Origin of the sequence: Alsobacter metallidurans, assembly GCF_014636935.1 — a bacterium.
In the GTDB taxonomy this organism is placed as follows: Bacteria; Pseudomonadota; Alphaproteobacteria; order Rhizobiales; family Beijerinckiaceae; genus Alsobacter; species Alsobacter metallidurans.
In genome coordinates this window covers 599383-623255 of sequence record NZ_BMES01000001.1, presented here as the reverse complement: position 1 = coordinate 623255, position 23873 = coordinate 599383, and the positions used below count along the sequence as shown (strand labels likewise).

Annotated in this window: 12 protein-coding genes and 1 pseudogene; 7 read left to right on the top strand and 6 right to left on the bottom strand. The window is 69.6% G+C overall.

All coding sequences use genetic code 11. The features are described from left to right. Position 1 precedes the first annotated feature (1 nt). The 4 genes and pseudogenes from IEV99_RS02705 to otsA all read right to left on the bottom strand — a co-directional run. Positions 2-1948: pseudogene (locus tag IEV99_RS02705) on the bottom strand (alpha-1,4-glucan--maltose-1-phosphate maltosyltransferase); the annotation flags it as partial. A gap of 68 nt (positions 1949-2016) precedes the next feature. Continuing rightward, entirely contained in the window at positions 2017-6852 is a 4836-nt protein-coding gene (treY, locus tag IEV99_RS02700; protein ID WP_188516180.1) for a malto-oligosyltrehalose synthase, read from the bottom strand. Next, entirely contained in the window at positions 6849-8990 is a 2142-nt protein-coding gene (gene glgX / locus IEV99_RS02695; protein ID WP_188516179.1) for a glycogen debranching protein GlgX, read from the bottom strand. Before glgX ends, treY begins: the two co-directional genes overlap by 4 nt. A gap of 51 nt (positions 8991-9041) precedes the next feature. Then, positions 9042-10514, bottom strand: a complete 1473-nt coding sequence (otsA, locus tag IEV99_RS02690; protein WP_244643486.1) for an alpha,alpha-trehalose-phosphate synthase (UDP-forming) — start codon at positions 10512-10514, stop codon at positions 9042-9044. Positions 10515-10740: 226 nt separating this feature from the next. On the opposite strand from otsA, the gene IEV99_RS02685 reads away from it, so the two are divergent. The 4 genes from IEV99_RS02685 (at position 10741) to IEV99_RS02670 (ending at position 13692) form a co-directional block, all read left to right on the top strand. After that, positions 10741-11679, top strand: a complete 939-nt coding sequence (locus tag IEV99_RS02685) for an NAD(P)/FAD-dependent oxidoreductase (protein WP_188516178.1) — start codon at positions 10741-10743, stop codon at positions 11677-11679. Positions 11680-11749: 70 nt separating this feature from the next. Continuing rightward, positions 11750-12073, top strand: coding sequence for a hypothetical protein (locus IEV99_RS02680; RefSeq protein ID WP_188516177.1), 324 nt, complete (start codon positions 11750-11752; stop codon positions 12071-12073). A gap of 80 nt (positions 12074-12153) precedes the next feature. Beyond that, complete coding sequence (locus tag IEV99_RS02675) at positions 12154-12705, top strand: NADPH-dependent FMN reductase (RefSeq protein ID WP_188516176.1); 552 nt, start codon at positions 12154-12156, stop codon at positions 12703-12705. A 12-nt stretch (positions 12706-12717) separates the two neighbouring features. After that, positions 12718-13692 (top strand): lytic transglycosylase domain-containing protein, encoded by a 975-nt coding sequence (locus IEV99_RS02670; RefSeq protein WP_188516175.1) that lies wholly within the window; start codon positions 12718-12720, stop codon positions 13690-13692. Positions 13693-13811: 119 nt separating this feature from the next. Here the strand turns inward: IEV99_RS02670 and IEV99_RS02665 are convergent, their stop codons facing one another. Further along, positions 13812-16004, bottom strand: a complete 2193-nt coding sequence (locus IEV99_RS02665) for a mechanosensitive ion channel family protein (protein WP_188516174.1) — start codon at positions 16002-16004, stop codon at positions 13812-13814. 232 nt (positions 16005-16236) lie between these two features. On the opposite strand from IEV99_RS02665, the gene IEV99_RS02660 reads away from it, so the two are divergent. Genes IEV99_RS02660 through IEV99_RS02650 form a run of 3 tightly spaced genes read left to right on the top strand, consistent with a single transcriptional unit; the run spans position 16237 to position 21208 of the window. Next, positions 16237-16866, top strand: coding sequence for a TetR/AcrR family transcriptional regulator (locus tag IEV99_RS02660; protein ID WP_188516173.1), 630 nt, complete (start codon positions 16237-16239; stop codon positions 16864-16866). Then, a complete protein-coding gene (locus IEV99_RS02655; RefSeq protein ID WP_188516172.1) occupies positions 16863-18056 on the top strand; it encodes an efflux RND transporter periplasmic adaptor subunit in 1194 nt (397 codons plus the stop codon). The genes IEV99_RS02660 and IEV99_RS02655 overlap by 4 nt, the downstream gene beginning before the upstream one ends. After that, complete coding sequence (locus IEV99_RS02650; RefSeq protein WP_188516171.1) at positions 18053-21208, top strand: efflux RND transporter permease subunit; 3156 nt, start codon at positions 18053-18055, stop codon at positions 21206-21208. Before IEV99_RS02655 ends, IEV99_RS02650 begins: the two co-directional genes overlap by 4 nt. A 105-nt stretch (positions 21209-21313) precedes the next feature. On the opposite strand, the gene IEV99_RS02645 is transcribed toward IEV99_RS02650, so the two are convergent. Continuing rightward, positions 21314-23419 carry a M3 family metallopeptidase gene (locus IEV99_RS02645; protein ID WP_188516170.1) on the bottom strand — a complete coding sequence of 702 codons (2106 nt, stop codon included), beginning with the start codon at positions 23417-23419 and terminating at the stop codon, positions 21314-21316. Positions 23420-23873: the final 454 nt, after the last annotated feature.

Genomic DNA, 23873 nt, shown 5'->3' with positions numbered 1-23873 from the left:
CTCAGCCTTGTTTCTTCAAACGCCAGACCGCGACCGAGCGGTCGTTCGGGTCCAGCGCGATCTGGTGCGTCTTGCCGTGCAGCCTGAAGCGGTAGCCGAGCAGGAGGTCCTCGACCTCCAGCGCGCCCGTGTCAGGCAGTCCAAATTCCCAGAGCGGGATCTCGTAGGCGCAGTCCTGGCGCGCGTGCGGGTCGAGATTGACCAGGCAGAACACGCATTCGCTCTTGTCCGGGGCCCACTTGGCGTAGGCCAGGATGTTGTCGTTCCAGGCGTTCAGGAAGGTGACGTTGCGGAAGTCCTGCAATGCCGGGTTTTCGCGGCGGATGCGATTGAGCGCCCGGATGTGGTCCTTGATGTGGCCGGGCTTGTCGAGGTCCCAGGCCTTGATCTCGTATTTCTCGCTGTCGAGATATTCCTCCTTGCCGATGATCGGCGTCGCCTCGCACACCTCGAAGCCCGAATACATGCCCCACACGCTGGAGAGCGTGGCGGCCAGCGTCGACCGCACGATGAAGCCCGGGCGGCCGCTGGTCTGCAGGTAGACCGGGTTGATGTCGGGCGTGTTCACGAAGAAGTTCGGGCGGTAGTACTCGCCCATCTCGCCCGCGAGTTCGAGCGCGTATTCGGCGATCTCGGCCTTCAGGTTGCGCCACGTGAAATACGTGTAGGACTGCTGGAAGCCGATCTTGGCCAGTTTCTTCATCATCTTGGGCCGGGTGAAGGCCTCGGCCAGGAACAGCACATCGGGGTGACGTTCGTTGACCTCGCGGATCACCCATTCCCAGAACGGGATCGGCTTGGTGTGCGGGTTGTCGACGCGGAAGATCTTCACCCCGCGCTCGACCCAGAACAGGAAGGCGTCGCGCAGCGCGTACCAGAGGTCCGGAAAGGACTGCCCGTAGAAATGGACGTTGACGATGTCCTCGTACTTCTTGGGCGGGTTCTCGGCGAAGCGAATGGTGCCGTCCGGACGCCACTCGAACCACTCCGGATGCTCCTTGATCCAGGGATGATCCGGCGAGCACTGCACGGCGAAATCGAGCGCGATCTCGAGCCCGTGCTCGCGCGCAGCCACAACCAGGCGGTCGAAATCCTCCAGCGTGCCGAGCTCGGGATGCACGGCGGTGTGGCCGCCCTCCTCCGCCCCGATGGCGTAGACGCTGCCGGGGTCGTCGGGACCGGCCGTCAGGGAATTGTTGCGGCCCTTGCGGTTGGTGCGTCCGATCGGGTGGATCGGCGTGAAATAAAGCACGTCGAAGCCAAGGTCGCGCACATAGGGCAGCTTGCCGATTACGTCGTCGAAGGTGCCGTGACGGACGGGATCGTCCGACTGCGAGCGCGGGAAGAGTTCGTACCAGGCCGAGAAGCGCGCCGCCGGGCGGTCGGCCACGACGGGCAGCATGCGCGGGTAGCGCGACAGGTTCGCGCGCTCGCCGAGGCGGCTCATCAGGGCGGCGGTTTCGGCCGACAGCAGCACGTCGAGGCGAGCCGGGTCGCGGTAGGGGTGCGCCTCGAGCGCCGTAACCAGGCGACCATGCGCGTCGGCGTCGGCCCCGGAGGCGTCCACCGAGCGTAGCATCGCCTCGCCCTCGGACAGTTCCGAGCTGACGTCCTGGCCGGCGTCACGCTTCTTGGCGACGTCGCGCGACCACGACGCATAGGGGTCGCGCCACGCCTCGATGGTATAGAGCCAGCGCGCGTTTTGATCGAGCGTGAAGGACCCGGTCCAGCGATCGTTGATCACGAAAGTCATGGGCGCACGTCGCCAGCGGATCTCGTCGGCGCGCTTGAACATCAGCTCCGCGCGGACGACGTCGTGGCCGTCGCTGAAGATGTCGGCCTCGACCGTGAACACGTCGCCGACCACGCGCTTGGCCGGACTGGCCCCCGCGTCAATCTCGGGCGCCACGCCTTCGATCACGACCCGGCCTTCGCCACGCGGAGGCGTTCCCGTTTCGGCGCGCGGAGAGCGCACGGCGCGGGGGGTTGAGGATCGCGTCTGGCTACGGGGTGGCGTCATGATGGAGCTCTCAGAACTGCAATCGGAAAGCGGGAGAAGAGTTCCGGCAGCGGCAAGGGCTTGCCGGCCGAGCGCACGCTTGCGCCCGAGACGATGTCGCGCCATTCGCCTGACGGGAGAATGACGCTGCTTCCCGCCCAAGCGGACGGGCGCGGCGCCAGTTCGTCAGCATCCAGCAGGGATCCGACGAGGCGCGGGACAAGAACAATGACCTGCTCGCCCGCGCCCTCCCGCCGGAAGGCCAGCACGTTTGCGGACCGCCCGCCCTCGACGGTGAGCGGCTGGTAGTCGCCGGACGCATAGAGCGCCGGGGCGGCGGCGCGGTCGGCGAGCAGCACGCGGACGAGCGCCTGCTTGACCCGGCCGTCGGTCCAATCCGCCATGAGATCGGGCGGCGACGCCGGCTTGGCGAGCGCCTTGGCGCGGGCGCGGTAGTCCACCGGGCGGCGGTTGTCCGGGTCGACCAGCGAAAAATCCCAGAACTCCGTGCCCTGGTAGAAGTCCGGCACGCCCGGCATCACGCATTTCACTGCAGTGCGGGCGAGGCTGATCAGCGCGCCCCTGCGGGCGAGCCGCCGGGCCAGGGGCCGCAACGCCTCCAGCGCCGGGCTCTTGGCCGACACGATGGCGGCGATCCAAGCTTTGGCGGCGGCCTCATAGGCGCTGTCGGGCTCCAGCCAGCTGGAGCGGCGCTTGGATTCCCGCAGCGCTTTTTCGGCATAGCCGTACAGCCGCTCGCGGAATGTGGTGAGCGCCTTGCGGTCGTCCTTGTCCAGAAGCTCGAGCGGCCAGGCGCCCAAGATCGACTGGGAGATCATCCAGCGGTCATTGGCGTCCGGGGCGTCGCCGTTCCTGGCGATTACGTCTGCGGTCAGGCGCTCGGTTTCGGCCAGCGCGTCGGCCCACCCCTGCGGGTCGTCCGCCAGAGCGATGAGCCGCGAGCGCGCATCTTCGCCGCGCTTGGTGTCGTGCGTGGCCGTGCCCGTCATGGCGTTCGGCCAATCGGACGCGCGGCTCTGCATGGCGGCGTGGAACTCCTCCGGCGCCAGCGCGAAATGAGCCGGGTCGCCGCCCACCTCGTTCAGCGCCAGGAGGCGGACGTGCCGGTAGAACAGCGTGTCCTCCAGCCCCTTGGCCATCACCGGCCCGGTGAGTTGCTGGAAGCGGCGGCGCACCGTGGCGGCGACATCGGGCAGGCGCCGCGCCACCGCGCCGGCGTCGAGCAGCACCGTGCGGATGAAGTCGCAGGCCGCCTCGCCCGACGGCCCGAGCCGCCGCTTGGCCTCCGCGACCACGCCGTCCAGCAGGGCGACGTCGGCCGGGTCCGGGGCGTCGGTGCGCTCGCCTTCCCGCAGGTAGGTCCGGTACACCGGGAAGGCCGCCACAAGGGCGATCACGGCGCGGCGGAGGCGGGCCGCCACCAGGTCGCGCGTGTCGCGATCGGCGCGCGCGATGGTCGCGAGATCGAGCACGATGGCGTCGCGCTCGCTGGCGAAGCTGGTTTCCAGCAGCTCCGCCTTGGCGGCGTAGAGCTGCTCTCCCGGCGAACGCGGGTCGGTCCGGACCTTGTTGTACAGCGCGTCCAGCGGCGCCTCGGCGGCGGGATCGAGGAAGATCCCGTCGAGCGGGCCCATGACGTCGTAGCCGGTGGTGCCCGCCAGCGGCCAGCGCCGCAGCTCCTCGCCAGGCTCCAGGATCTTCTCGGCGACGATGTAGACGCCCGGGCCGGCGGCGCGGCGCAGCGTTCGGAGATACCCCTCCGGATCAGCGAGTCCGTCGATATGGTCGATGCGCAGGCCCTGTATCCGGCCCTCGCGCACGTGGCGCAGGATGAGGTCGTGGGCCTTGTCGAAGATCCGCGGAATCTCGACGCGCAGCCCCGCCAGCGTGTTCACGTCGAAGAACCGGCGGTAGTTGAGCTCGCTGGACGCAAGGCGCCATTCGGCCAGCCGCCAGTTCTGGTCTTCCAGAAGCCGATGCAGGGCCTCGAACGAAGCCGCATGACCGGCCGCGCCATTGTGGGCGTCCAACGCGGCTTCCACGGCCTTGCGCAGGGCGCGCGATCCCTCCGCCTGGGCGACGAAGCCGCCCGCCAGCGCGGCGGCGCGCTCATGGATGGCTTCGCCGCGCGCGGCCTGCAGCGCCAGGCTGCGCAGCCCGTCGGCGACGCCCAGCACGGCCTCACGGTCGGCCGAGCCCTGCCGCAGCGCGGCGGCGGCGCTGTCGAGCAGCGCCGGCCAGGTGAGCGGGCCGATGGGCATCCACTCGTCGAAGTAAGCGAGCCCGAAGCCGCCGCGCGCGGCCTCCCAGACAAGCCTGAGCTCGCCGGCCTGCAACGCGCCGCCATAGCCCTGCCCGAGCACCGGCAGCAGGATCTTGCCGTCCGCGCCGGGGCGGTCCCAGTCGACGTCGAAGGCCTGCGCGTCCGGCGAGACGCGGCCCCAGGCCAGCATGGCCTGCCAGAGCGGGTTTTCCTTGCTGACGCCCATGTGGTTGGGGACGATGTCCACCACCAGCCCGAGGCCGTGGCGCTTCAGTGCGTCCGCGAAGCGCACGAAGGCCGCCTCGCCGCCGAGCTCGGGATTGATCTCGCCGTGGTCGACGATGTCGTAGCCGTGCGTAGAGCCCGGACGCGCCCGCTGGATCGGCGACGCATAGGCATGGCTGATCCCGAGCGCCACGAGATCAGGGAGAACCTTGATCGCGTCGTCGAAGGTGAAGCCCGCATGAAATTGGAAACGATAGGTGGCGCGCGGCGCCGCCAGCGGCGCGCCGAGGCCCTGTCCCCGGGTTTCTCGGGCCATCGCGCGCGCCAGCTTCGCCATGGGACCGTCCGGCGCAACCAACTCGTCCACCGTCAGGGTGGAGCGCCGCCGCCAGTTCGGGTGGCCGTCGACCAGCCCCGGCATGTTGGCCTGGTTCATTTCCAGGGCGACGTCCTCCGCCTGCAGGGCCGCCAACGCCGAAGGCGTGCGGGCGAGGTAGCGACAGGCGGCCTCGAGCGGCGGGCGGGCCGGCGGCTCGGCGTCGGGCAGCAGGCCTTCGTTCGCGAGCGCTTCGGCGAAACGCCGGCGCTCATGGACGCGCTCGTCGCGGTCGCGGGCGGCGCGTTCGGCGTCGTAGATGCCGAAGGTTTCGCGCAGGTCGACGTCGAGCCCGCGCCACCAGCCCGCGAAGGTCGGCAGGTCGTGGGTGGAGAGCGCCGCCATGGCGGGCTGCGGGTAAGCCCGAGGCGGCTTGAAGCCGTTCCCGTCCTGCTCGAAGAAGAACACGCGGTAGCTCAGCACCCCGGACCCCATGATGGCGTCCGAAAAGCCTTCGGGGGCGGTGCCCAGGTCCTCGGCGATCACTAGGCACTCGGCCCGGTGGCTCTCGATGCGCAGGGCGGCGAGCAGAGCCTCGAACGGGTATTCGAGGTAGGCGCCCTCGGCCGCGCTCGCGCCCGGTGGGATCAGGAAGAGCCGGGCGAGCTGGAAGGCGTGGTCGATCCTGATCGCGCCGGCGTGGCGCGCGTTGGCGGACACGAGCGCCCGGAATCCCGCGAGGCCCTGCTCGGCCAGCGCGACCGGGTTGAAGGCCGGCAGGCCCCAGTTCTGCCCCTGCGGGCCAAGGAGATCCGGCGGCGCCCCGACGGCGAAATCCGGAATGTAGCGGTCCGGCGCGGACCAGACTTCCGAGCCATAGCGGTCCGGCCCGACCGCGAGGTCGCGATAGAGCCCGAGCCCCATGCCGGCGTCACGGGCCGCGGCCGCGGCCTCCCCGAGCTGCGTATCGGCCAGCCATTGCAGCCAGGCGTGGAACGCGACCTCGCGTTCGCGCCCGGCCTGGAACGCCCGCACGGCGTCGGAGCCGCAGTCCTGCAGCTCGGGCTTCCAGCCGCCCGACCACGTCACCCCCTCGGCCAGGTGATGCGCCGACAGCGCCTCGAACGTCGCATGCGCCTCCAGGAGGCGCCCACCCCCTTGGCGGAAGGCCAGGAAGTCCGGATCCTTTATCCAGGCGTCGCCGCCCGCCCAAAGCGCCTCGAGCGCAACGCGGCGCTCGGCCCAGGCCTTCTCGTAGTCGACCAGCCCGGCCCCGCGCGAGGGCTGCGCCGCCGCGCGCGCCTTGGCGCCCTTTCGGCCAACCGCCGTGGGGTCGATGTAGAGTGTCTCCAGAAAGAGCCGGGACGACGGCGAATAGGGGGAGATCTTCGTCCGATCGGAGGTGAACAGCGCATGCACGGGGCTCAGCCCCAGAAAGGATGCGCCATGCCGGGCTGCGCCCGCCGCGAGTTCGCCGACGGCCCGGTAGTCGCCCACGCCCGCGTCGTGCGCGGCGCTTCGCAGCCCGTAGAGCTGCGCGGTCAAGCCCCACCAGCGCTCGCCCCGGTCCAGAGCGCCCGGCGTCCAGCACCGCTCCGGCGCGGCCAGCACGGTGGCGCGATGGGTTGCTGCGCCTTCGCGCAGTTCGAGCGTGTGATAGCCGGCCGGCAAGGCCGGCATGAGGCCGTCGGTGCGGCCCTGCCGGGTGCTTCCGTCCTCCAGCGTGAGCGACCATTCGGCCGCTTTGCCGCCGCGGACGTCGAGCGGCCATTCGCGCCCCACCGGCGCAACGATCAACGACGGCGTCGGGCCGGACCGCAGGGCTGTCGCGTGCGCAAGGCTGTCGCGCAGCTCGCCGGCCGACCCGGCAGGCAGTCCCAGCGCGGCGAGCAACGCGCGCCGCGTATCCAGCGGAACCGTGACGGGCGTGCCGTAGGCGTCACTATAGTCCGCCGCGATGCCGGCCGCCCGGGCGAGTTCGGCGATGTCGGCGTCGAGGCCCTGGGGGGCGCGAGCTCGTCCCTTCACGGGACCTCCTGGACAGTTGATTGGGGCGATGTGTCGGGCCCGGCAGGGCCGGCCGCGTATTGGAAGACCGAGAGGGAGCGGGCCAGGAGATCGCAGGCGCCGCCGGGTTCGAGGATCGTGGAGGCGCGACGCACGAGACCGTCCGGAAGTTCCGTGCCAAACACTTTCACCCACCTGCCACCGCGCAGATGCGGAGTGAGATGGAACGAAACGTCCGCATCGGATGCGTTGAAGAGCAGCAGCAGGCGCTCGGACGGCTCGGCATTGCCGATCTGGACGCCGAGCGTCTTCAACGTCGGTTCGGCCCAGTCGGCGCGCGTCATCTCGCGGCCATCCGGCGTGAGCCAGTGCACGTCGCGCAGGCCCGTGTCGTGGCTCATCGCGCCGCTCGGAAAACTCCGCGGCCGCAACGCCGAATGGCGGCGGCGAAACGCCGCGAGATTCTGCACGAAGGCGGGGAGGTCGGGGTCCGCCGCAAAGCCGGCGCGCCAGTTGAACCAGCTCGTTTCGTTGTCCTGGCAATACGGATTGTTGTTGCCGCCCTGCGTCCGGGACAACTCGTCGCCCATCAGCAGCATGGGGACGCCGATGGAGAGCATCACGGTCGCGAGCAGGTTGCGCTTTTGCCGGGCGCGCAGCGCCAGGATGTCGAGGTCGTTGGTGGGGCCCTCGACGCCGTTGTTGGCGGACAGATTGTGGGGGTGGCCGTCCTGACCGTTCTCGCCGTTCGCCTCGTTGTGCCGTTCGTCGTAGCTGACGAGGTCCTGCAGCGTGAAACCGTCATGGGAGCAGACGAAATTGATCGACGCCCAGGGCTGACGGCCCGCTGGCTCGAAGATCTCGCGGGAGCCCATGATGACGCGCGCGAGATCCGGCAGTTTGCCTTCGTCGCCGCGCCAGAAGGAGCGCACCACGTCCCGGTACTGGTCGTTCCATTCCGACCAGCCGGGCGGAAAGCCGCCCAACCGGTAGCCGGCCTCGCCGAGATCCCAGGGCTCGGCGATCAGCTTGCACTGACTCAGCACGGGATCCTGGCTGACGGCCCGCAAAAAGCCGGCGCGCTCCCAGAAGGCGTGGCTGTCACGCGCCAGCGTGGACGCGAGATCGAACCGGAACCCGTCGATGTGGTAGGCCTCGACCCAGTGGCGAAGGCTGTCCATCACCATCTGCAGGACGCGCGGGTGGCCGAGGTCGAGCGTGTTGCCGGTGCCGGTGGCGTCCCAATAGAAGCGCCGGTTTTCGGGAGCAAGCTTGTAGTAGCTGCAGTTGTCGACGCCCCGCCAGCACAGGGTCGGCCCGAGATGATTGCCCTCGGCGGTGTGGTTGTAGACCACGTCGAGCAGCACCTCGATCCCGGCCGAGTGCAGCGTCGCGATGGCGGCCTTGAAGCCATAGACGCCATCCTCGCTGAGATAGCGAGGATCGGGCGCGAAGTAGCTCAGGGTCGAATAGCCCCAGTAGTTGCGCAGGCCTTTCTCGACCAGGAACCTGTCATCCGAAAAGGCGTGGATGGGCAGGAGCTCGACCGCCGTGACGCCGAGCTTGAGCAGATGCTCCACCAGCGCCGGATGGGCCAGCGCGTCGTAGGTTCCGCGCAGGGTGAGCGGCGCCTCCGGATGAAGCTGGGTGAGCCCCTTCACGTGCGCCTCGTAGATGAGGCTGTCGCGCATCGGCGTGCGCGGGGGCCTGTCGTCGCCCCACGTGAAGGCCGGGTCCTCGACCACGCATTTTGGCATCATCGGGGCGCTGTCGCGCCGGTCGAAGGACAGGTCGGCGCGTTGCGCGCCCGTGCGATAGCCCGCGAGCGCGTCGTGCCAGCGGATGCGGCCGGAGAGCTGGCGCGCATAGGGGTCCAGCAGCAGCTTGTTGGGATTGAAGCGATGGCCGACCGCCGGCTCATAGGGGCCGTGCACGCGGTAGCCGTAGAGCTGGCCGGGTCGCGCCCCCTGCAGATAGGCGTGGAACACCTGGTCGGTGCGCGCCGGCATGCGGATGCGGCGCGTTTCGCGCCGGCCTGTCGCGTCAAACAGGCAGAGATCGACCGCTGTCGCATGTGCGGAGAACAGGGCGTAGTTGACCCCGCGCCCATCCCATGCGGCTCCGAGGGGCGTCGGCCGCCCCTCCTCGATCCGTATCATCCGCCTGCCCCGCGTCGCGCTTCTGCGATGCAGGAACGAACGAAGGCGAGATCAGTTGCGCCGGTACCCCGCCATGGGCTGACCAAAATGCGCTGCTTCTCGCGCGATTGTCGGTTCGACGGGCGCGGCGTGGCCGTTTTCCGCGCCTTTCGGCAGGGCGCAGCTCTGCTCCTGGGTGAGCACCGCCATGAAGTTCGCGCACCAGTGATCGACCGTGTTGGAGCGCAACCGCGCCATCATGGCCTTCCAGCGCTCCTTGCGCTCCTCGAGCGACATCTCGAGCGCCCGCACGATCGCGTTGGCGGTGGCCTCCGTGTCGTAAGGGTTCACCAGCAGGGCGGAATCCAATTCCTCGGCCGCGCCCGCGAAACGCGACAGCACCAGCACGCCCGGATCGGTCCCGCGCTGGGAGGCGACGTATTCCTTGGCGACGAGGTTCATGCCGTCGCGAAGCGGCGTCACCATGCCCACGCGCGCGGAGCGGTAAAGCCCCGCCAAAGAGGTGCGGCTCACGGCCTTGTTGATGTAGCGCACCGGCGTCCAGTCGACGTCGCCGAACTTGCCGTTGGTCCAGCCGGCCTGCTCGGCGACCTCGTGCTGCATCTTGAGGTATTCGGGCACTTCCGAGCGCGATTTAGGGGTAATCTGCAGAAAGGTCACCTTGTTGCGCATGTTCGGGAACCGCTCGAGCATGCACGCGAAGGCCTCGATGCGCTGGCGGATGCCCTTGGAATAGTCCAGCCGGTCGACCCCGATGATGAGGTGCTTGTCCTCCATGCTGGCGCGCATGCGGCGCACCAGCGAGTTCGACTTCGCCTCCCGGGCCTCCTGGCGGAACAGGTCGGTCTCGATGCCGATCGGGAAGGCGTCCACCTTGAACACGCGGCCGTCCGCCTCCCAGCGGCCGTCGCCGAGGTCACGGGCCATCTTCTCCTGCTCGAGACAGCGGGTGAAGTTCTCGACGTCGCGGCGGGTCTGGAACCCGACCACGTCGTAGCGCGTCAACCCGCTTAGCACGGTCTGGTAGGCGGGCAGCGCGCTGGACACGTCGTAGGGCGCCCAGGGGATATGGAGAAAGAACCCCATCCGGTTCTCGAAGCCCATCTGGCGCAGATAAGCCGCGAGCGGAATGAAATGGTAGTCGTGGATCCAGATCACGTCGTCGGGCTTCAGCAGCGTCGCGAGACGACGAGCGAAGAACTCGTTGACGCGGAAATAGCCGGCCGTGTCGTTGGCGGAGATCTCGGTGAGGTCGAGCCGGTAGTGGCACACCGGCCAGAGCGCCCTGTTGGCGAAGCCGGCGTAATATTCGTCGATGTCGCGCTGCGACAGGTCCGTGACCGCGTAGCTGACGCGGCCGAAGTCGTGCACCTGGAGCGGCGTTTCCTCCTCGGAGACGTTGCCGGACCAGCCGAACCAGAACCCGCCGCGCTGCTGCAGGGCGGCGTTGAGGGCCACCGCGAGGCCGCCCGCCGCCGGGGAGCCGGAATCGCTCGGCACCGGCACACGGTTTGAAACAACCACGAGACGACCGCCTGTCCCGGCCCGAGGCTTTGGAAAGAGCGGCTCGGTGGACGTTAGCGGTTCAAAGCGCACCATAGGACGGCCGTGATCTGCGGAGGTCATGCTTGCTTAACGCGGGAGCCGAAGGTTCGTTGCAAAAAGGCGACGCTCCCATGGCGAAAGGAAGGGCGGCGCGCCTTTTCGCCCTTCAAGGGAACCACCCGCAGGGCGCGTCGGTTCGCCGCAGATGAGCAATCCACCCAAGCCTGACGCCGTTCTGGACACGCTGATCGTCGGCGGCGGGCCGGCTGGCCTCAGCGCCGCGCTGGTGCTGGGGCGCTGCACCCGGCGCGTCCTGGTTTGCGACTCGGGCGAGCCGCGCAACCAGGAGTCCGCGCGGGTCAGCGGCTATCTCAGCCTTGACGGCTGTCGCCCCGCCGATCTGCGGAGCGTCGGGCGCCGTCAGCTTCAGCCCTACACCAGCGTGGAGGTGCGCGACTGCGCGGTTGAGGACATTGCCGGCGAGATGGGCGCGTTCCGGGCGACGCTGGCGGATGGCGCGACCGTTACGGCCAAGCGCATCCTGATGGCGACCGGTCTGCGCGACACATTCCCGCCGCTGGAGGGCGTGAAGCGCCTCTGGGGCAAGGGCGTGTGGACCTGCCCGTATTGCGATGGCTGGGAGCTGCGGGACAAGCCCGTGGCGGTTTATGGCGCAGGGCCCGGCATCGTGGGCTTCGCGCTGGAGCTGCGGCTGTGGACCGCCGACCTCGTTCTGCTGACGGACGGCGATCCGAAGCTCGATGACCGCGACCTTGCCGTGCTCGACCGCGCCGGCGTCCGCGTCATCGCCGATCCGGTGGAGCGCCTCGAGGGCGACGAGGCGCTGGAGCAGGTTCGCTTCCGCGGGGGCGAGACGCTGCCGCGCGAGGCGCTGTTCTTTCTGGCGGACGCGCATCAGCGTTCGCCGCTGGTGGAGAAGCTCGGCTGCGAACTCACCGACCGGGGCACGGCCGAGACGTCGAGCTACGAGCGCTCCAACGTTCCGGGCGTCTATGTGGCGGGCGACGCGTCGCGCCGCGTCCAGTTCGCCATCGTGGCGGCGGCCGAGGGCGCAATGGCGGCCTTCGCGATCAACACCGAGTTGCTGCACGAGGAGCGGGCCGCGCTGGAAGCCGGTCTCTGACAGGCGGGCGGCGAGCCGGAACCCCGCGCCTCCCTAACCGTTGCCGTCGAAATCGGAGCAAGGACCCTCGATGGCCGCCGCAGACGTGAACCAACCCGAAGCGCCGACGACCTCGCAGGTGCGCCACGCCATCGACAGCGGGCGGACGGGCGACAAGGTGGCGGCGAGCGATCCCGCCGCGGCTCCGCTTGGCGTGGACGACGAGGCCGCCGGTAAGCCGCCTTCCGCCCCCGAGCGCGCCCTGGCGCATCGCGAGGAGACCAAGACGCGCTGGAGCATCTGGAACAAGCATGACCAGGAGCATCGGCGCGAAGGCTACGTGACGCCGGTCTTCCTCGCCATCCTGGCCCTGATGGCGCTCGCGGTGGTGCTCGGCGCGTACAGTTTCGCGTGAATTGACGGATTTGCCGTTCGGCCGCGCAGGCGTCATCCTGCGCGCGTTTCACTGTTGCCTATTCACCTGGGAGTTTCATCATGACCGTCACGGTGCTCGGCATCTCGGGCAGCCTTCGCAAGGCGTCGTACAACAGCATGGCGCTGCGCGCCGCGCAGGAGCTCGCGCCGGACGGCATGACGATCGAGACAGCCGCCAGCATCGGCGACCTGCCGCACTACAATGACGACGTGCGGCAGGAAGGCTACCCGCCGGCCGTGCAGGCGTTGCGCGACGCCGTGAAGCGCGCCGACGGGGTGCTGATCGTCACGCCAGAATACAACTACTCGGTCCCGGGCGTGCTCAAGAACGCCATCGACTGGGTGTCACGCCCGCCCGAGCAGCCCTTCGACGGGAAGCCGATCGCCTTCATGAGCGCCAGCCCGGGCATTTTCGGCGGCGCGCGGGCGCAGTACCAGATGCGCCAGATGTTCGTGTACCTGAACGGCCGCGTGCTGAACCGGCCCGAGGTGATGATCGGCGCCTGCGCGAGCAAGTTCGACGAGGCCGGCAAGCTCACTGACGCGCCGACGCGCGACTTCGTCCGCAAGCTGCTGGAAGCGCTGCAGGCCGAGATCGGCCAAAGCGGCTGAGAGCGCGCCGTCATGCCGGGGGCGTTTCGATCGGGCTGGCTCGCCGCGGGGCTGGCTCTTGTGCTCGGTTGCGCCGCGCAGGCGCAGACGGCTGACCCGAAAGCGCCTGAGAACGACGACAAGCCGGTCGCGCAGGCGCAAAAGGCCGCCGCGTCCACGCCGGCCGCCGACGCCATCTGCCTGCTGATCGAGGCCGCGGCCGGGTCGCACGGGTTGCCGGTGCCGTTCTTCACACGGCTGATCGGCCAGGAGAGCAGTTTCCGCACCGACGTGGAGGGGCCGGTCACCCGTTCGGGCGACAGGGCGCAGGGCATCGCGCAGTTCATGCCCCGCACGGCGGCCGAGCGCGGGCTTCTGGACCCGTTCGATCCCGTGCAGGCCCTGCCGCGCTCGGCCGAGTTCCTGCGCGAGCTGCGCGACCGGTTCGGCAACTGGGGGCTGGCCGCCGCCGCCTACAACGCCGGGCCCAACCGCGTGCAGAACTGGCTCGACGGCTCCGGCGGGCTGCCGTGGGAAACCCGCAACTACGTGGAGGCCATCACCGGCCACCCGGCCGAGGATTGGGCCGCCGCCCGCAAGGGCGAGGCGAAGACGCCCGAGACCTCCGCGGGAGCCGGCGAAACCTGCGAGGCCGTGCGGGCGCTGCTGCGCAACCGGTCCAACACCTATGTGGCGGCCTTGCAGCGGCGGGTGGTGGAAGGCGCGGCGCGGCCGTGGGGCGTCCAGCTCGGCGGCGGCTTCTCGCGCGGGCAGGCGCTCGGCATGTATGCGCGCGCCGAGCGGCGCTTCGCCGCCATCCTGGCCGGGCGCGACACGCTGATCCTCAGCCAGCGCCTGCGCAGCCGTGGCACGCGGGCCTTCTACCAGGTGCGCGTCGGCGAGAACTCGCGCGAGGCGGCCGAGAGCCTGTGCGCCAAGCTGCGCGGCGCCGGCGGCGCCTGCCTGGTGCTGCGCAACAACCTGCCGCGCCGCACCCGGGCGGGGTAGCGTCCTTTCAGCGAAACGCCCTCTCTCCACCGTCATGCCCGGGCTCGACCCGGGCATCCACGCGGCGGGGCAAGGCGTGGATGGCCGGGTCGGGCCCGGCCACGACGGAGGGATGCAGGTCAGCCCGCCGCCGGTGAAGCGGCCTGGGCGGCCTGGTGGCGCAGGTCGAGCACGCGCTGGGCGGCCGCCCCGATGGCGTCGCCGTTGGCCCCCTGCCCGCCCGCGACCTGCACGGTCGGGAAGGCGAAGTGGATGCCGTTCTCCTCGAAGGCGCGCTTCAGCAGCGCGTAGGCCTGCCGGCGGATCACGAATTGCTCGCCCGGCTTGGTCATCATCTTGAGCCGCAGCTCGATCGAGAAGTCGCCGAGGTGCTCCACGCCCTGCATCTTCAGGGGCTCGATGATCTGCGGCCCGTACTCCGGATCGGCCTGCAGCTTCTTGCCGATCTCCTTGACGAGCTTCTTCACCTTGTCGAGGTCGGTGTCGTAGGTGACGCCCACCGAGATCTTGTCGATCACCCAGTCGCGGCTGAGGTTCTGCACCGCGCCGAGCACCCCGAACGGCACCGTGGTGATCGGCCCGCGATGGTGGCGCAGCTTCACGGAGCGCAGCGAAAAGGATTCCACCGTGCCCTTGTAGGCGCCGGCCGTGATGTATTCGCCGACCCTGAAGGCGTCGTCGAGCAGGTAGAAGATGCCCGAGATGACGTCCTTCACCAGCGTCTGCGCGCCGAAGCCGACCGCGATGCCGAGCACGCCCGCGCCGGCCAGCAGCGGGCCGATCTGGATGCCCATGGCGTCCAGCACCATCAGGAAGGCCACGCCCAGCAGAATGGCGAAGATGAAGTTGCGCAGGATCGGCAGCAACGTGTTCAGGCGGGAGCGGCGGCGGCCTTCGGGCGAGTCGTCATGCGCGGTCGCGACCGTCTCGTCCAGGCGCCCGTCGATCACGGCGCGCACCAGCTTCCACACGAGGTCGGCCACCAGCATGATGATCACGACGCGGATAAACGCCCGGATCACGCGCGTAAACGGGGATTCGCCCATCGCGATGTCGGTGATGTCGATCCGCCAGATATTGGCGAGGAGGGTCGCGCCGATCACCACGAGCCCCACCCGGGTCGCCCGTTCGATCACAACCGCCCACGCGATCGCGCTGGTGCGGCCTTCGGCGTTGGAGTCCTGCGGCCCCATGATGTTGCGGATGCTGGCCCGGACCGTGCGCATCGTCAGGGGCAGCATCGACAGCGTGATCAGCGTCCAGAACAGCTGGCGCAAATGCAGAGCGCCGAGCACCCACGCGATCACGATGAGGCTAGCGGTGAGCACCACGGCGAGCCGCGAGGGCGGCTCGGTGGTCATGCGGGTGCGCACCACGAGCCTGATCAGCAGCGTCGCGGCGAGCACCGTGATCCATAGGCTCATCACCACCTGCCGCGAGATCAGCGGCACGTCCATGATGTTGAGCAGGCTGATCGTGGCCCAGATGGTCGCCAGCAGGGCGACCACGATCATCAGCGTGCGATACCAGAACCACGCCACGGGCTGGGTGAGCGGCACGACGCGAAAATAATCGTGGCGGGCACCCGGTGCGATGATCACCCGCCCGAAGGCCTGCGCCAGACGCAGGATCACCACCCAGGCCAGCAGGATGATCACGGTCTCGCGGATCACGGGCGGCCAGGGCACCAGCACGAAACCCGCGATGCTGCCGAGCAGAAAGGCCGCGAGCACGAACAGCCCCAGGCTGACGCGCATCCCGTGCAGCCGGAGCCGCTCCTGCACGGTGTCGCCCGGCGATTCCAGGAGACGGTTCAGCATGCCGCGGCTGCCCCACCATGCCAGACGCTGGGCCGCGACGCCGCCGAACAGCAGCAGCGCGGAGGCGAGCGCCAGTTGCAGCCAGTCGATATTGCCGCGCGCCGCCACGAAGCCCTCGCCCGCCGCCGCGATGTCGGCCGGGACGCTGGGCGCGGCCTCGATCAGCGCGCGCGCCCGCTGGCGCAGCTTCTGCAGCTCGTCCGCCGCCATGAAGGACATCTCGCTGGACGCGTTGGCGCTCATGATCGACTGCATGGGAGCCGGCTGCGTCGACGCCGCGGGCGTCACCGCGGCGGCGCCGGCGGGTTGGGCCGGCGTCGATTGCGGCAGGTGAGGAGCGAGCTGGTTGGTGACGAAGTTCCGGCCCGCTTCGTCGTTGGGCACCTCGATGATGACGCGGATCGGCGGCGCAGGGTCCGCGGCCTTGGCTCCATGGCCTCCAAGGGTCAGGAGCGCCAACGTAAAGGCGACAACAAAGGCGGCGAGGCGCATTGGACGTTCCGGCAGGCGCGAAGAGAGGCGACCACCCTCATATAAGCACGAAATCACCCTTTGGCGCCGTGACGTTGCAGCTATGCGCCGCACGCCAAGCTGATCGTGGCTGACGTCGACGCCGCGCCGGCGCCGCCCAGCATCGCTCCGCGGTTCCGGCAGCCAGAACGGGCCTTGACTGTTTCAGCACTCCGCCGTAGTGAGAATGAACGTTCATTCTCATGAAGGTCTGATGTCAACAGCGCTCAAAGACGCCGCCGAACGCCACAGCCGCATCCTGGACGCGGCGGAGCGCTGCTTCGTGCGCTCCGGCTTCCACCGCACCACCATGCAGGACGTGGCCGCCGAGGCGCAGATGAGCGCCGGAAACCTTTATCGCTACTTCCCGTCCAAGGACGCGATCGTGGCGGGGCTCTCCGAGCGCGACCGCAACGAGCTCGCGGCCGACTTCACGGCGCCGGCGGGCCCGGTCGATTTCTTCGGCTTTCTGGAAGCGCTCGGGCGCAAGCATTTCGTCGAGGCGCCGCGCGAGAAGGCCGTGATGCTGCTCGAGATCTGGGCCGAGTCCACGCGCAACCCCGCCGTTCGCGACTGCTGCGGCGCCATCGATGGCCTGCTGCAGACCATGATGCTCGACCTGATCGCGGCCGGGAAAAACAGCGGCGCCGTGGTGGCGTCGGTCGATCCCGCCTTTGCGCTGCGGGTCCTGTTCACGATGGCGGACGGCCTGTTCAAGCGCCGCGCCCTCGAGCCGGGCTTCGACGGCGAACAGGAGCTCGCCAACGCCATGGCGGTGTTCCGCGCCGTGTTCACCGGCCAGATCCAACCAACCACATCCGCGCCTTCCGGGGTTTCCGCATGATCGCCGCCCGCCTCTTTGTTCTGCCGCTCGCAACGCTTGTCGCCGCTCCGCTGGCCGCGCCCGCCTGGAGCGCCGACGCCGCGCCCGCTCCCGCGATCCTGTCGGTTCCGGCCGTTACGGTCGCGCAGGCCGCCCGGCGCGAGATGACCGACCGGGTGGTGGTCTCCGGCACCCTGACGGCGCGTGACGAGGTGCTGGTGTCGGCCGAAATCGACGGCCTTCGCGTCACCGAGCTGCTCGCCGACGAGGGCGACGTCGTGAAGGCCGGCCAGGTTCTCGCAAGGCTCTCGCGCGAGACGCTGGAGACGCAGCTCGCCCAGAACGACGCCTCCCTCGCCCGCGCCGAAGCCGGCATCGCGCAGGCCCGCAGCCAGATCGCGCAGGCGGAAGCCAGCCAGGTTGAGGCGCAGGCGGCCCTCGGGCGCGCGCAGGCCCTGCTGAAAAGCGGCAACGTCACCCAGGAGGTGCTGGATCAGCGCGTCTCGGTGGCCCGCGTCGCCGACGGCCGGCTCGCCGCCGCCCGCGACGGCCTCGCGGTCGCGCAGGCCGACCGGGCCCAGAGCGCCGCCCAGCGCAGCGAATTGCAGGTCCGGCTCGCCCGCACGGAGATCAAGGCCCCGGCTGCCGGCGTCGTGAGCCGCCGCAGCGTGAAGCTCGGCGGCCTCAGCGCCATGGCGGGCGACCCGATGTTCCGCATCATCGCGAATGGCGATGTGGAGCTCGAAGCCGAGGTGCTGGAGGTCCATCTCGCCAGCCTCAAGGCCGGCGCGCCCGCCATCGTGCGCGTCCGCGACGGCGAGGACCTGCGCGGCGAGGTGCGGCTGCTGCCCGCCGAGGTCGACCGGACCACCCGCGTCGGCAAGGTCCGGATCCGCCTGCCGCAGGATCGTTCGCTTCGGGTTGGCGCTTTCGCGCGCGGTGAAATCATCGTGGCGCAGCGCGAGGGCGTCGCGACGCCGGCCTCCGCGCTGGTGTTTGGCCAGGACGGCGTCACCGTGCACGTGGTGAAGGACGACAAGGTCGAGGTCCGGCCGGTGAAGATCGGCATCGTGGCCGGCGGCTATGCGGAGATCGCGTCCGGGCTCCAGGCCGGCGAGACCGTGGTCGCGCGCGCGGCCGGGTTCCTGCGCCAGGGCGACGCCGTTCGCGTCGTGGCGGCGACGCAGCCCGCCAAGGGAGCCCAGCAATGACCCTGAACATCTCCGCCTGGGCCATTCGCAAGCCCATCCCGAGCATCGCGCTCTTCGCCGTGATGCTGATCCTCGGCGTCGTGAGCTTCGGCAAGCTGCCGATCACGCGTTTTCCGAACATCGACGTGCCGATCGTATCGGTCGCGGTCACGCAATCCGGCGCGGCGCCAGCCGAGCTGGAGACGCAGGTCACCAAGAAGGTCGAGAACGCCGTCTCGGGCATCAGCGGCGTCAAGCACGTGATCTCGTCGGTGACGGACGGCTCGTCCGTGACCACCATCGAGTTCCGGCTCGAGGTCAACAGCGACCGCGCCCTGAACGACGTCAAGGACGCCATCGCGCGGGTTCGCGCCGACCTGCCGCGCACCATCGACGAGCCGATCACGCAGCGCGTCGACATCGCCGGGCTGCCGATCGTCACCTATGCGGCGTCCGCCCCCACGCTCTCGGCCGAGGAGATCTCCTGGTACGTGGACGACGTGGTGGCGCGCGACCTCCAGTCCGTGAAGGGCGTCTCCAAGGTGGAGCGCATCGGCGGCGTGGACCGCGAGATCCGGGTGGCGCTGAACCCCGACCGCCTCCTCTCGCTCGGGATCACGGCCGCGGACGTCAACAAGCAGCTGCGCGCCACCCATGTGGACCTCGCGGGCGGGCGCGGCGAAGTGGGCGCGCGCGAGCAGTCCATCCGCACGCTGGCGGGCTCGTCTTCCGTGGAGGAGCTGGCCGCCACCACCATCGCGCTGCCGGGCGGCCGCAAGGTCCGGCTCGACGAGCTCGGGACGGTGACGGATTCGGCCGCCGAGAGCCGCACCTTCGCGCGCTTCAACGGCGAGCCCGTGGTGGGCTTCTCGGTGTCGCGCTCCAAGGGCGCGAGCGACGCCGAGCTCTCGGTCGCGGTCGCCAAGCGCATTGAGGCGCTGCAGAAGAAGCGCCCGGACGTGAACCTGCGGCTGATCGACAGCTACGTGACCTACACGCTCGGCAACTACCACTCCGCCATGGACACGCTGGTGGAAGGCGCCGTTCTGGCCGTGCTGGTGGTGCTGATCTTCCTGCGCGACTGGCGCGCCACGCTTGTCGCCGCCATTGCGCTGCCGCTGTCGGTGATCCCCACCTTCTTCGCCATGGACGCGATGGGGTTCTCGCTGAACCTCGTCAGCCTGCTCGCCATCACGCTGGTGACCGGCATCCTGGTGGACGACGCGATCGTCGAGATCGAGAACATCGTCCGCCACATGAACATGGGCAAGTCCGCCTACCGGGCCGCCATCGAGGCCGCGGACGAAATCGGCCTCGCCGTGATCGCGATCACATTCACGATCATGGCGGTGTTCGCGCCCGTGAGCTTCATGGGCGGCATCGCCGGGCAGTACTTCAAGCAGTTCGGCCTCACGGTCGCGGTGGCGGTTTTTATCTCGCTGCTGGTGGCGCGCCTGCTCACCCCCATGCTGGCGGCCTATTTCATGCGCGCCAAGCCGCATGTGGAGGAGCGCGAGGGCGCGGTGATGCGCGCCTATACGCGCCTCGTCGGCTGGTCGGCGCGACATCGCTTCGCCACGGTGGCGATCGGCATCGCGCTGTTCGCGGGCTCGCTCTACAGCACGCAGCTTTTGCCCTCCGGCTTCCTGCCGGGCGAGGATTCGGCCCGCTCGCTGTTCGTGGTGGAGCTCCCGCCGGGCTCGCGGCTGGCCGACACCCAGGCGGTGACGGACGACGTCACCCGCATGCTGCGCGAGCGGCCGGACGTGAAGAGCGTGTTCGTGGATGGCGGCCGCACCCTGCAGGGCGGCGGCGCCTCCAATGGCGGCGAGGTCCGCAAGGCCACGCTGGTGGTGAACTACGTCCACAAGGACGACCGGCCCATCACCCAGAAGGCCATCGAGCGCGAGATCCTGCAGAAGCTCGCGACCGTGCCGGACATCCGCTACTGGCTGCTCAACGAAAACGGCCAGCGCGGCCTCTCGCTGCTGGTCACCGGCGACGACACCAAGGTGGTGAGCGACATCGCGGCCCGCCTCCAGAGCGAGATGCGCACCATCCCGACCCTGCAGGGTCCGATCTCCACGGCGGCGCTGGACCGGCCGGAGATCCGCATCAAGCCGCGCACCGATCTCGCCGCGGACCTCGGCGTCTCCACGGACGCCATCGCGGAAACCATCCGGGTGGCGACCCTGGGCGACATCGCCGCCAACCTGGCCAAGTTCAACGCCGGCGACCGGCAGATCCCCATCCGGGTGCAGCTCGACGAGCGCTACCGGGCCGACCAGGGCATGCTGGAGGCGCTGAAGATCCCCACCGCCAAGGGCGCGCCCGTGCCGCTCGCCACCGTGGCGGAGATCGGCTTTGGCCAGGGCCCGACCGCGATCGACCGCTACGACCGCGTCCGCAAGGTGGCGCTCGAGGCCGACATGTACGGCACCGACGCGCTGGGCGAGGTGATCGCCGAGGTGATGAAGCTCCCCACGGCCCGCAATCTGCCGCCGGGGGTGGAGATCAAGACCTCCGGCGACGCCGAGATCATGGAAGAGGTGTTCCAGGGCTTCGCGCTGGCGATGGGCGCCGGCCTGATGATGGTGTTCGGCGTGCTCGTGATCCTGTTCGGCGGCTTCCTGCAGCCGATCACGATCCTGTTCTCGCTGCCGCTCTCCTTTGGCGGCGTCGTGATGGCCCTGCTGCTCACGCACCGGCCGATCAGCATGCCGGTCGTGATCGGCCTGCTGATGCTGATGGGCATCGTCACCAAGAACGCCATCATGCTGGTGGACTTCGCCATCGAGGAGCGTCGCAAGGGCGTCAACCGCGTCCACGCCATCGTGGACGCCGGCCGCAAGCGCGCCCGCCCGATCGTGATGACCACCATCGCGATGGCGGCCGGCATGATCCCGAGCGCGCTCGGCATCGGCGACGGCGGCGAGTTCCGCTCGCCCATGGCGATCGCGGTGATCGGCGGCCTCGTGGTCTCGACCCTGCTGTCCCTGGTGTTCGTGCCCGCCGTCTACCTGGTGATGGACGACATCGGCCGCGGCTTCGCCTGGCTCTTCGGCCGCTTCGTCGGCGAACGCGACGAGCCGGAAGGCTATGAAGCCGCCGCGCCCGAGCCTGGTCCCGCGACGGCGCAAAGCATGGGCCGGCTGCCCCTGGCGGCGGAGTAGCCGTCCCCCTCTCCCCGGAACGGGGAGAGGGCCGGGGTGAGGGGACAGCCCCTCATCCGGCGCTTCGCGCCACCTTCTCCCCGTGCCGGGGAGAAGGGATCACCCTCAAGCATCCCCGGCCGGCGCCTGAGCATTCGGATCCCCCAGGAACCCGCGCTTGCGCAGCAGCGCCTGCACGTCCGGGTCGCGGCCGCGGAAGGCGCGGTAGGCTTCGGCGGGGTCCTGCTTGCCGCCGGCGGAGTACACGAAGGTCTTCAGCCGCTCGGCGACGCCGGGCGAGAAGATGTCGCCGGCTTCCTCGAAGGCCGCGAAGCCGTCGGCGTCCAGCACCTCGGACCAGAGGTAGGAGTAGTAGCCCGACGAGTAGCCGTCGCCCGAGAACACGTGGGCGAAGTGGGGCGTGCGGTGGCGCATCACCATGGCGGGCGGCATGCCGAGGCGCTGGAGCACGCCGGCCTCGAACGCGATGGGGTCGATGTCGTCGGCGTTCTCGAGCGAGTGGAAGGCGAGGTCCACCAGCGCCGAGGACGTGTACTCGACGGTTGCGAAGCCCTGGTTGAAGTTGCGCGCCGCAAGCACGCGCGCCAGCAGCGCTTCCGGCATCGGCTCGCCCGTTTCGGCATGGCGGGCGAAGCGGCGCAGCACGGCCGGCTGCATCAGCCAGTGCTCGTAGAGCTGCGACGGGAACTCGACGAAATCGCGCGACACGCTTGTGCCGGCGATGGACGGATACACCACGTCCGACAGCATGCCATGCAGGCCGTGGCCGAACTCATGGAACAGCGTGCGGGCGTCGTCGAAGCTGAGCAGGCTCGGCTGCCCCTCCCCGCCCTTGGAGAAGTTCATCACGTTGACGATGATCGGCCGCACTTCGCCGCCGAGCTTGCGCTGGCCGCGATAGCTGCTCATCCACGCGCCCGAGCGCTTGGAGGGGCGGGCGAAATAGTCGCCCAGGAACACCGCCACGTGCTCGCCATCCGCGTCCGTCACCTCCCAGGCGCGCACGTCCGGGTGGTAGACCGGCAGGTCCGGCCGCTCGGTGAAGCGGACGCCGAAGAGGCGGGTCGCCGTGTCGAACGCGGCCTCGATCATGCGCTCGAGCTGGAAGTACGGCTTCAGCTCGGCCTCGTCGAGGTCGTGCTTGGCCTTGCGCACCTTGGCGGCGTAGTGGCGCCAGTCGTGCGGGCCGATCTCGATGTTCGCGCCCTCGGCGCGCGCCGCCTCGGCGAGGTCGTCGCGTTCCTCGGCGGCGCGGAGCTTGGCGGGGGCCCAGACGCGGTCCAGCAGGTCCTGCACGGCGCCCGGCGTCTTCGCCATGGTGTTGTCGAGCTTGTAGGCCGCGAAGGTCGGGTAGCCCAGCAGCCGGGCGCGCTCGGCGCGCAGCCGCAGGGTCTCGGCCACGATGGCGCGGTTGTCGGTCTCGCCGCCCATCTGGCCGCGATGCGTCCAGGCCTCGAAAGCCTTTTCGCGGAGCGCCCGGTTGGTGGAAAACTGGAGAAACGGCTCGATGCTGGAGCGCGACAGCGTGATCACGGCCTGGCCGGGATGGCCGCCCTCGTCGCCGGCGCGGCGCGCGGCGTCCAGCAGCCAGTCCGGCAGGCCGGCCTTGTCGGCGTCCGTTTCAAGCACGAGCTTGTAGCCGGCCTCGTCGGCCAGGACGTTCTGGCTGAACTGGGTGCCCAGCGCGGCGAGCCGCTCCACGATGGCGGCGAGGCGCTCGCGAGCGGGCCCCTGCAGCTTGGCGCCGGCCCGCACGAAGCGCTTGTGGGTGAGTTCCAGCACGCGGCGCTGCTCGTCGTCGAGGTCGAGATCGTCGATGCGCCCGAACAGAGCGTCGACGCGGCCGAACAGGGCGGCGTTCATCGCGATGTCGCTGAAATGCTTGGCGAGCTTCGGCGACATCTCGCGCTCGATGCCCTGCAGCTCGGGATTCGTGTGCGCGCCGGCCAGGTTCCAGAACACGCCGCCGACCCGGTCCAGCAGGTCGCCGGAGCGCTCCAGCGCGTCGACCGTGTTCTCGAAGGTCGGCTCGGCCGGGTCGTTCGCGATGGCGTCGATCTCGGCCCGGTTGCGCTCCAGCGCGGCCTCGAAGGCCGGGCGATAATGCTCGGGCTTGATGCGATCGAAGGGCGGCAGGCCGAAGGGCGCGGTCCAGGTTTCGAGGAGGGGATTGGCCGTGGCTGAAGTGATGCCGCTCGTCGCGCCGCTCATGGGGATCTCCTCGCCGTTGTGCTGGGGAGAGATATGCGCCGCGGGACCGGGGTGGCAAGGGCGGCCTGGCGCTTGCGAGGTCTCCGGCTGCTCTCGCCTGGCCTGCCCTGCCGTTATTGAGAGCCGGAGGCGAAGCAATCCAGCTGACGCCGGGCGCTACGCACGATCGCCGGGGCCAACCCCAACCGCCTGGATTGCTTCGCTGCGCTCGCAATGACGGCGATGCATTTAGGAGATGCCCGACGCCACCAGCCCCTCATCCTGAGGAGCAGGCCCACTTGGGCCTGCGTCTCGAAGGACGAGGGCTCCAGTGCGCTCCGCCGTGCAGCCTGCTGGACCCCTCGTCCTTCGAGATGCCTCGCTGCGCGAGGCTCCTCAGGATGAGGGGCATTGGGGCAGCCTCATCTTCTTATGAAAATAATCCTTGACATTACGCCTCCTTTCCCGCACCCTG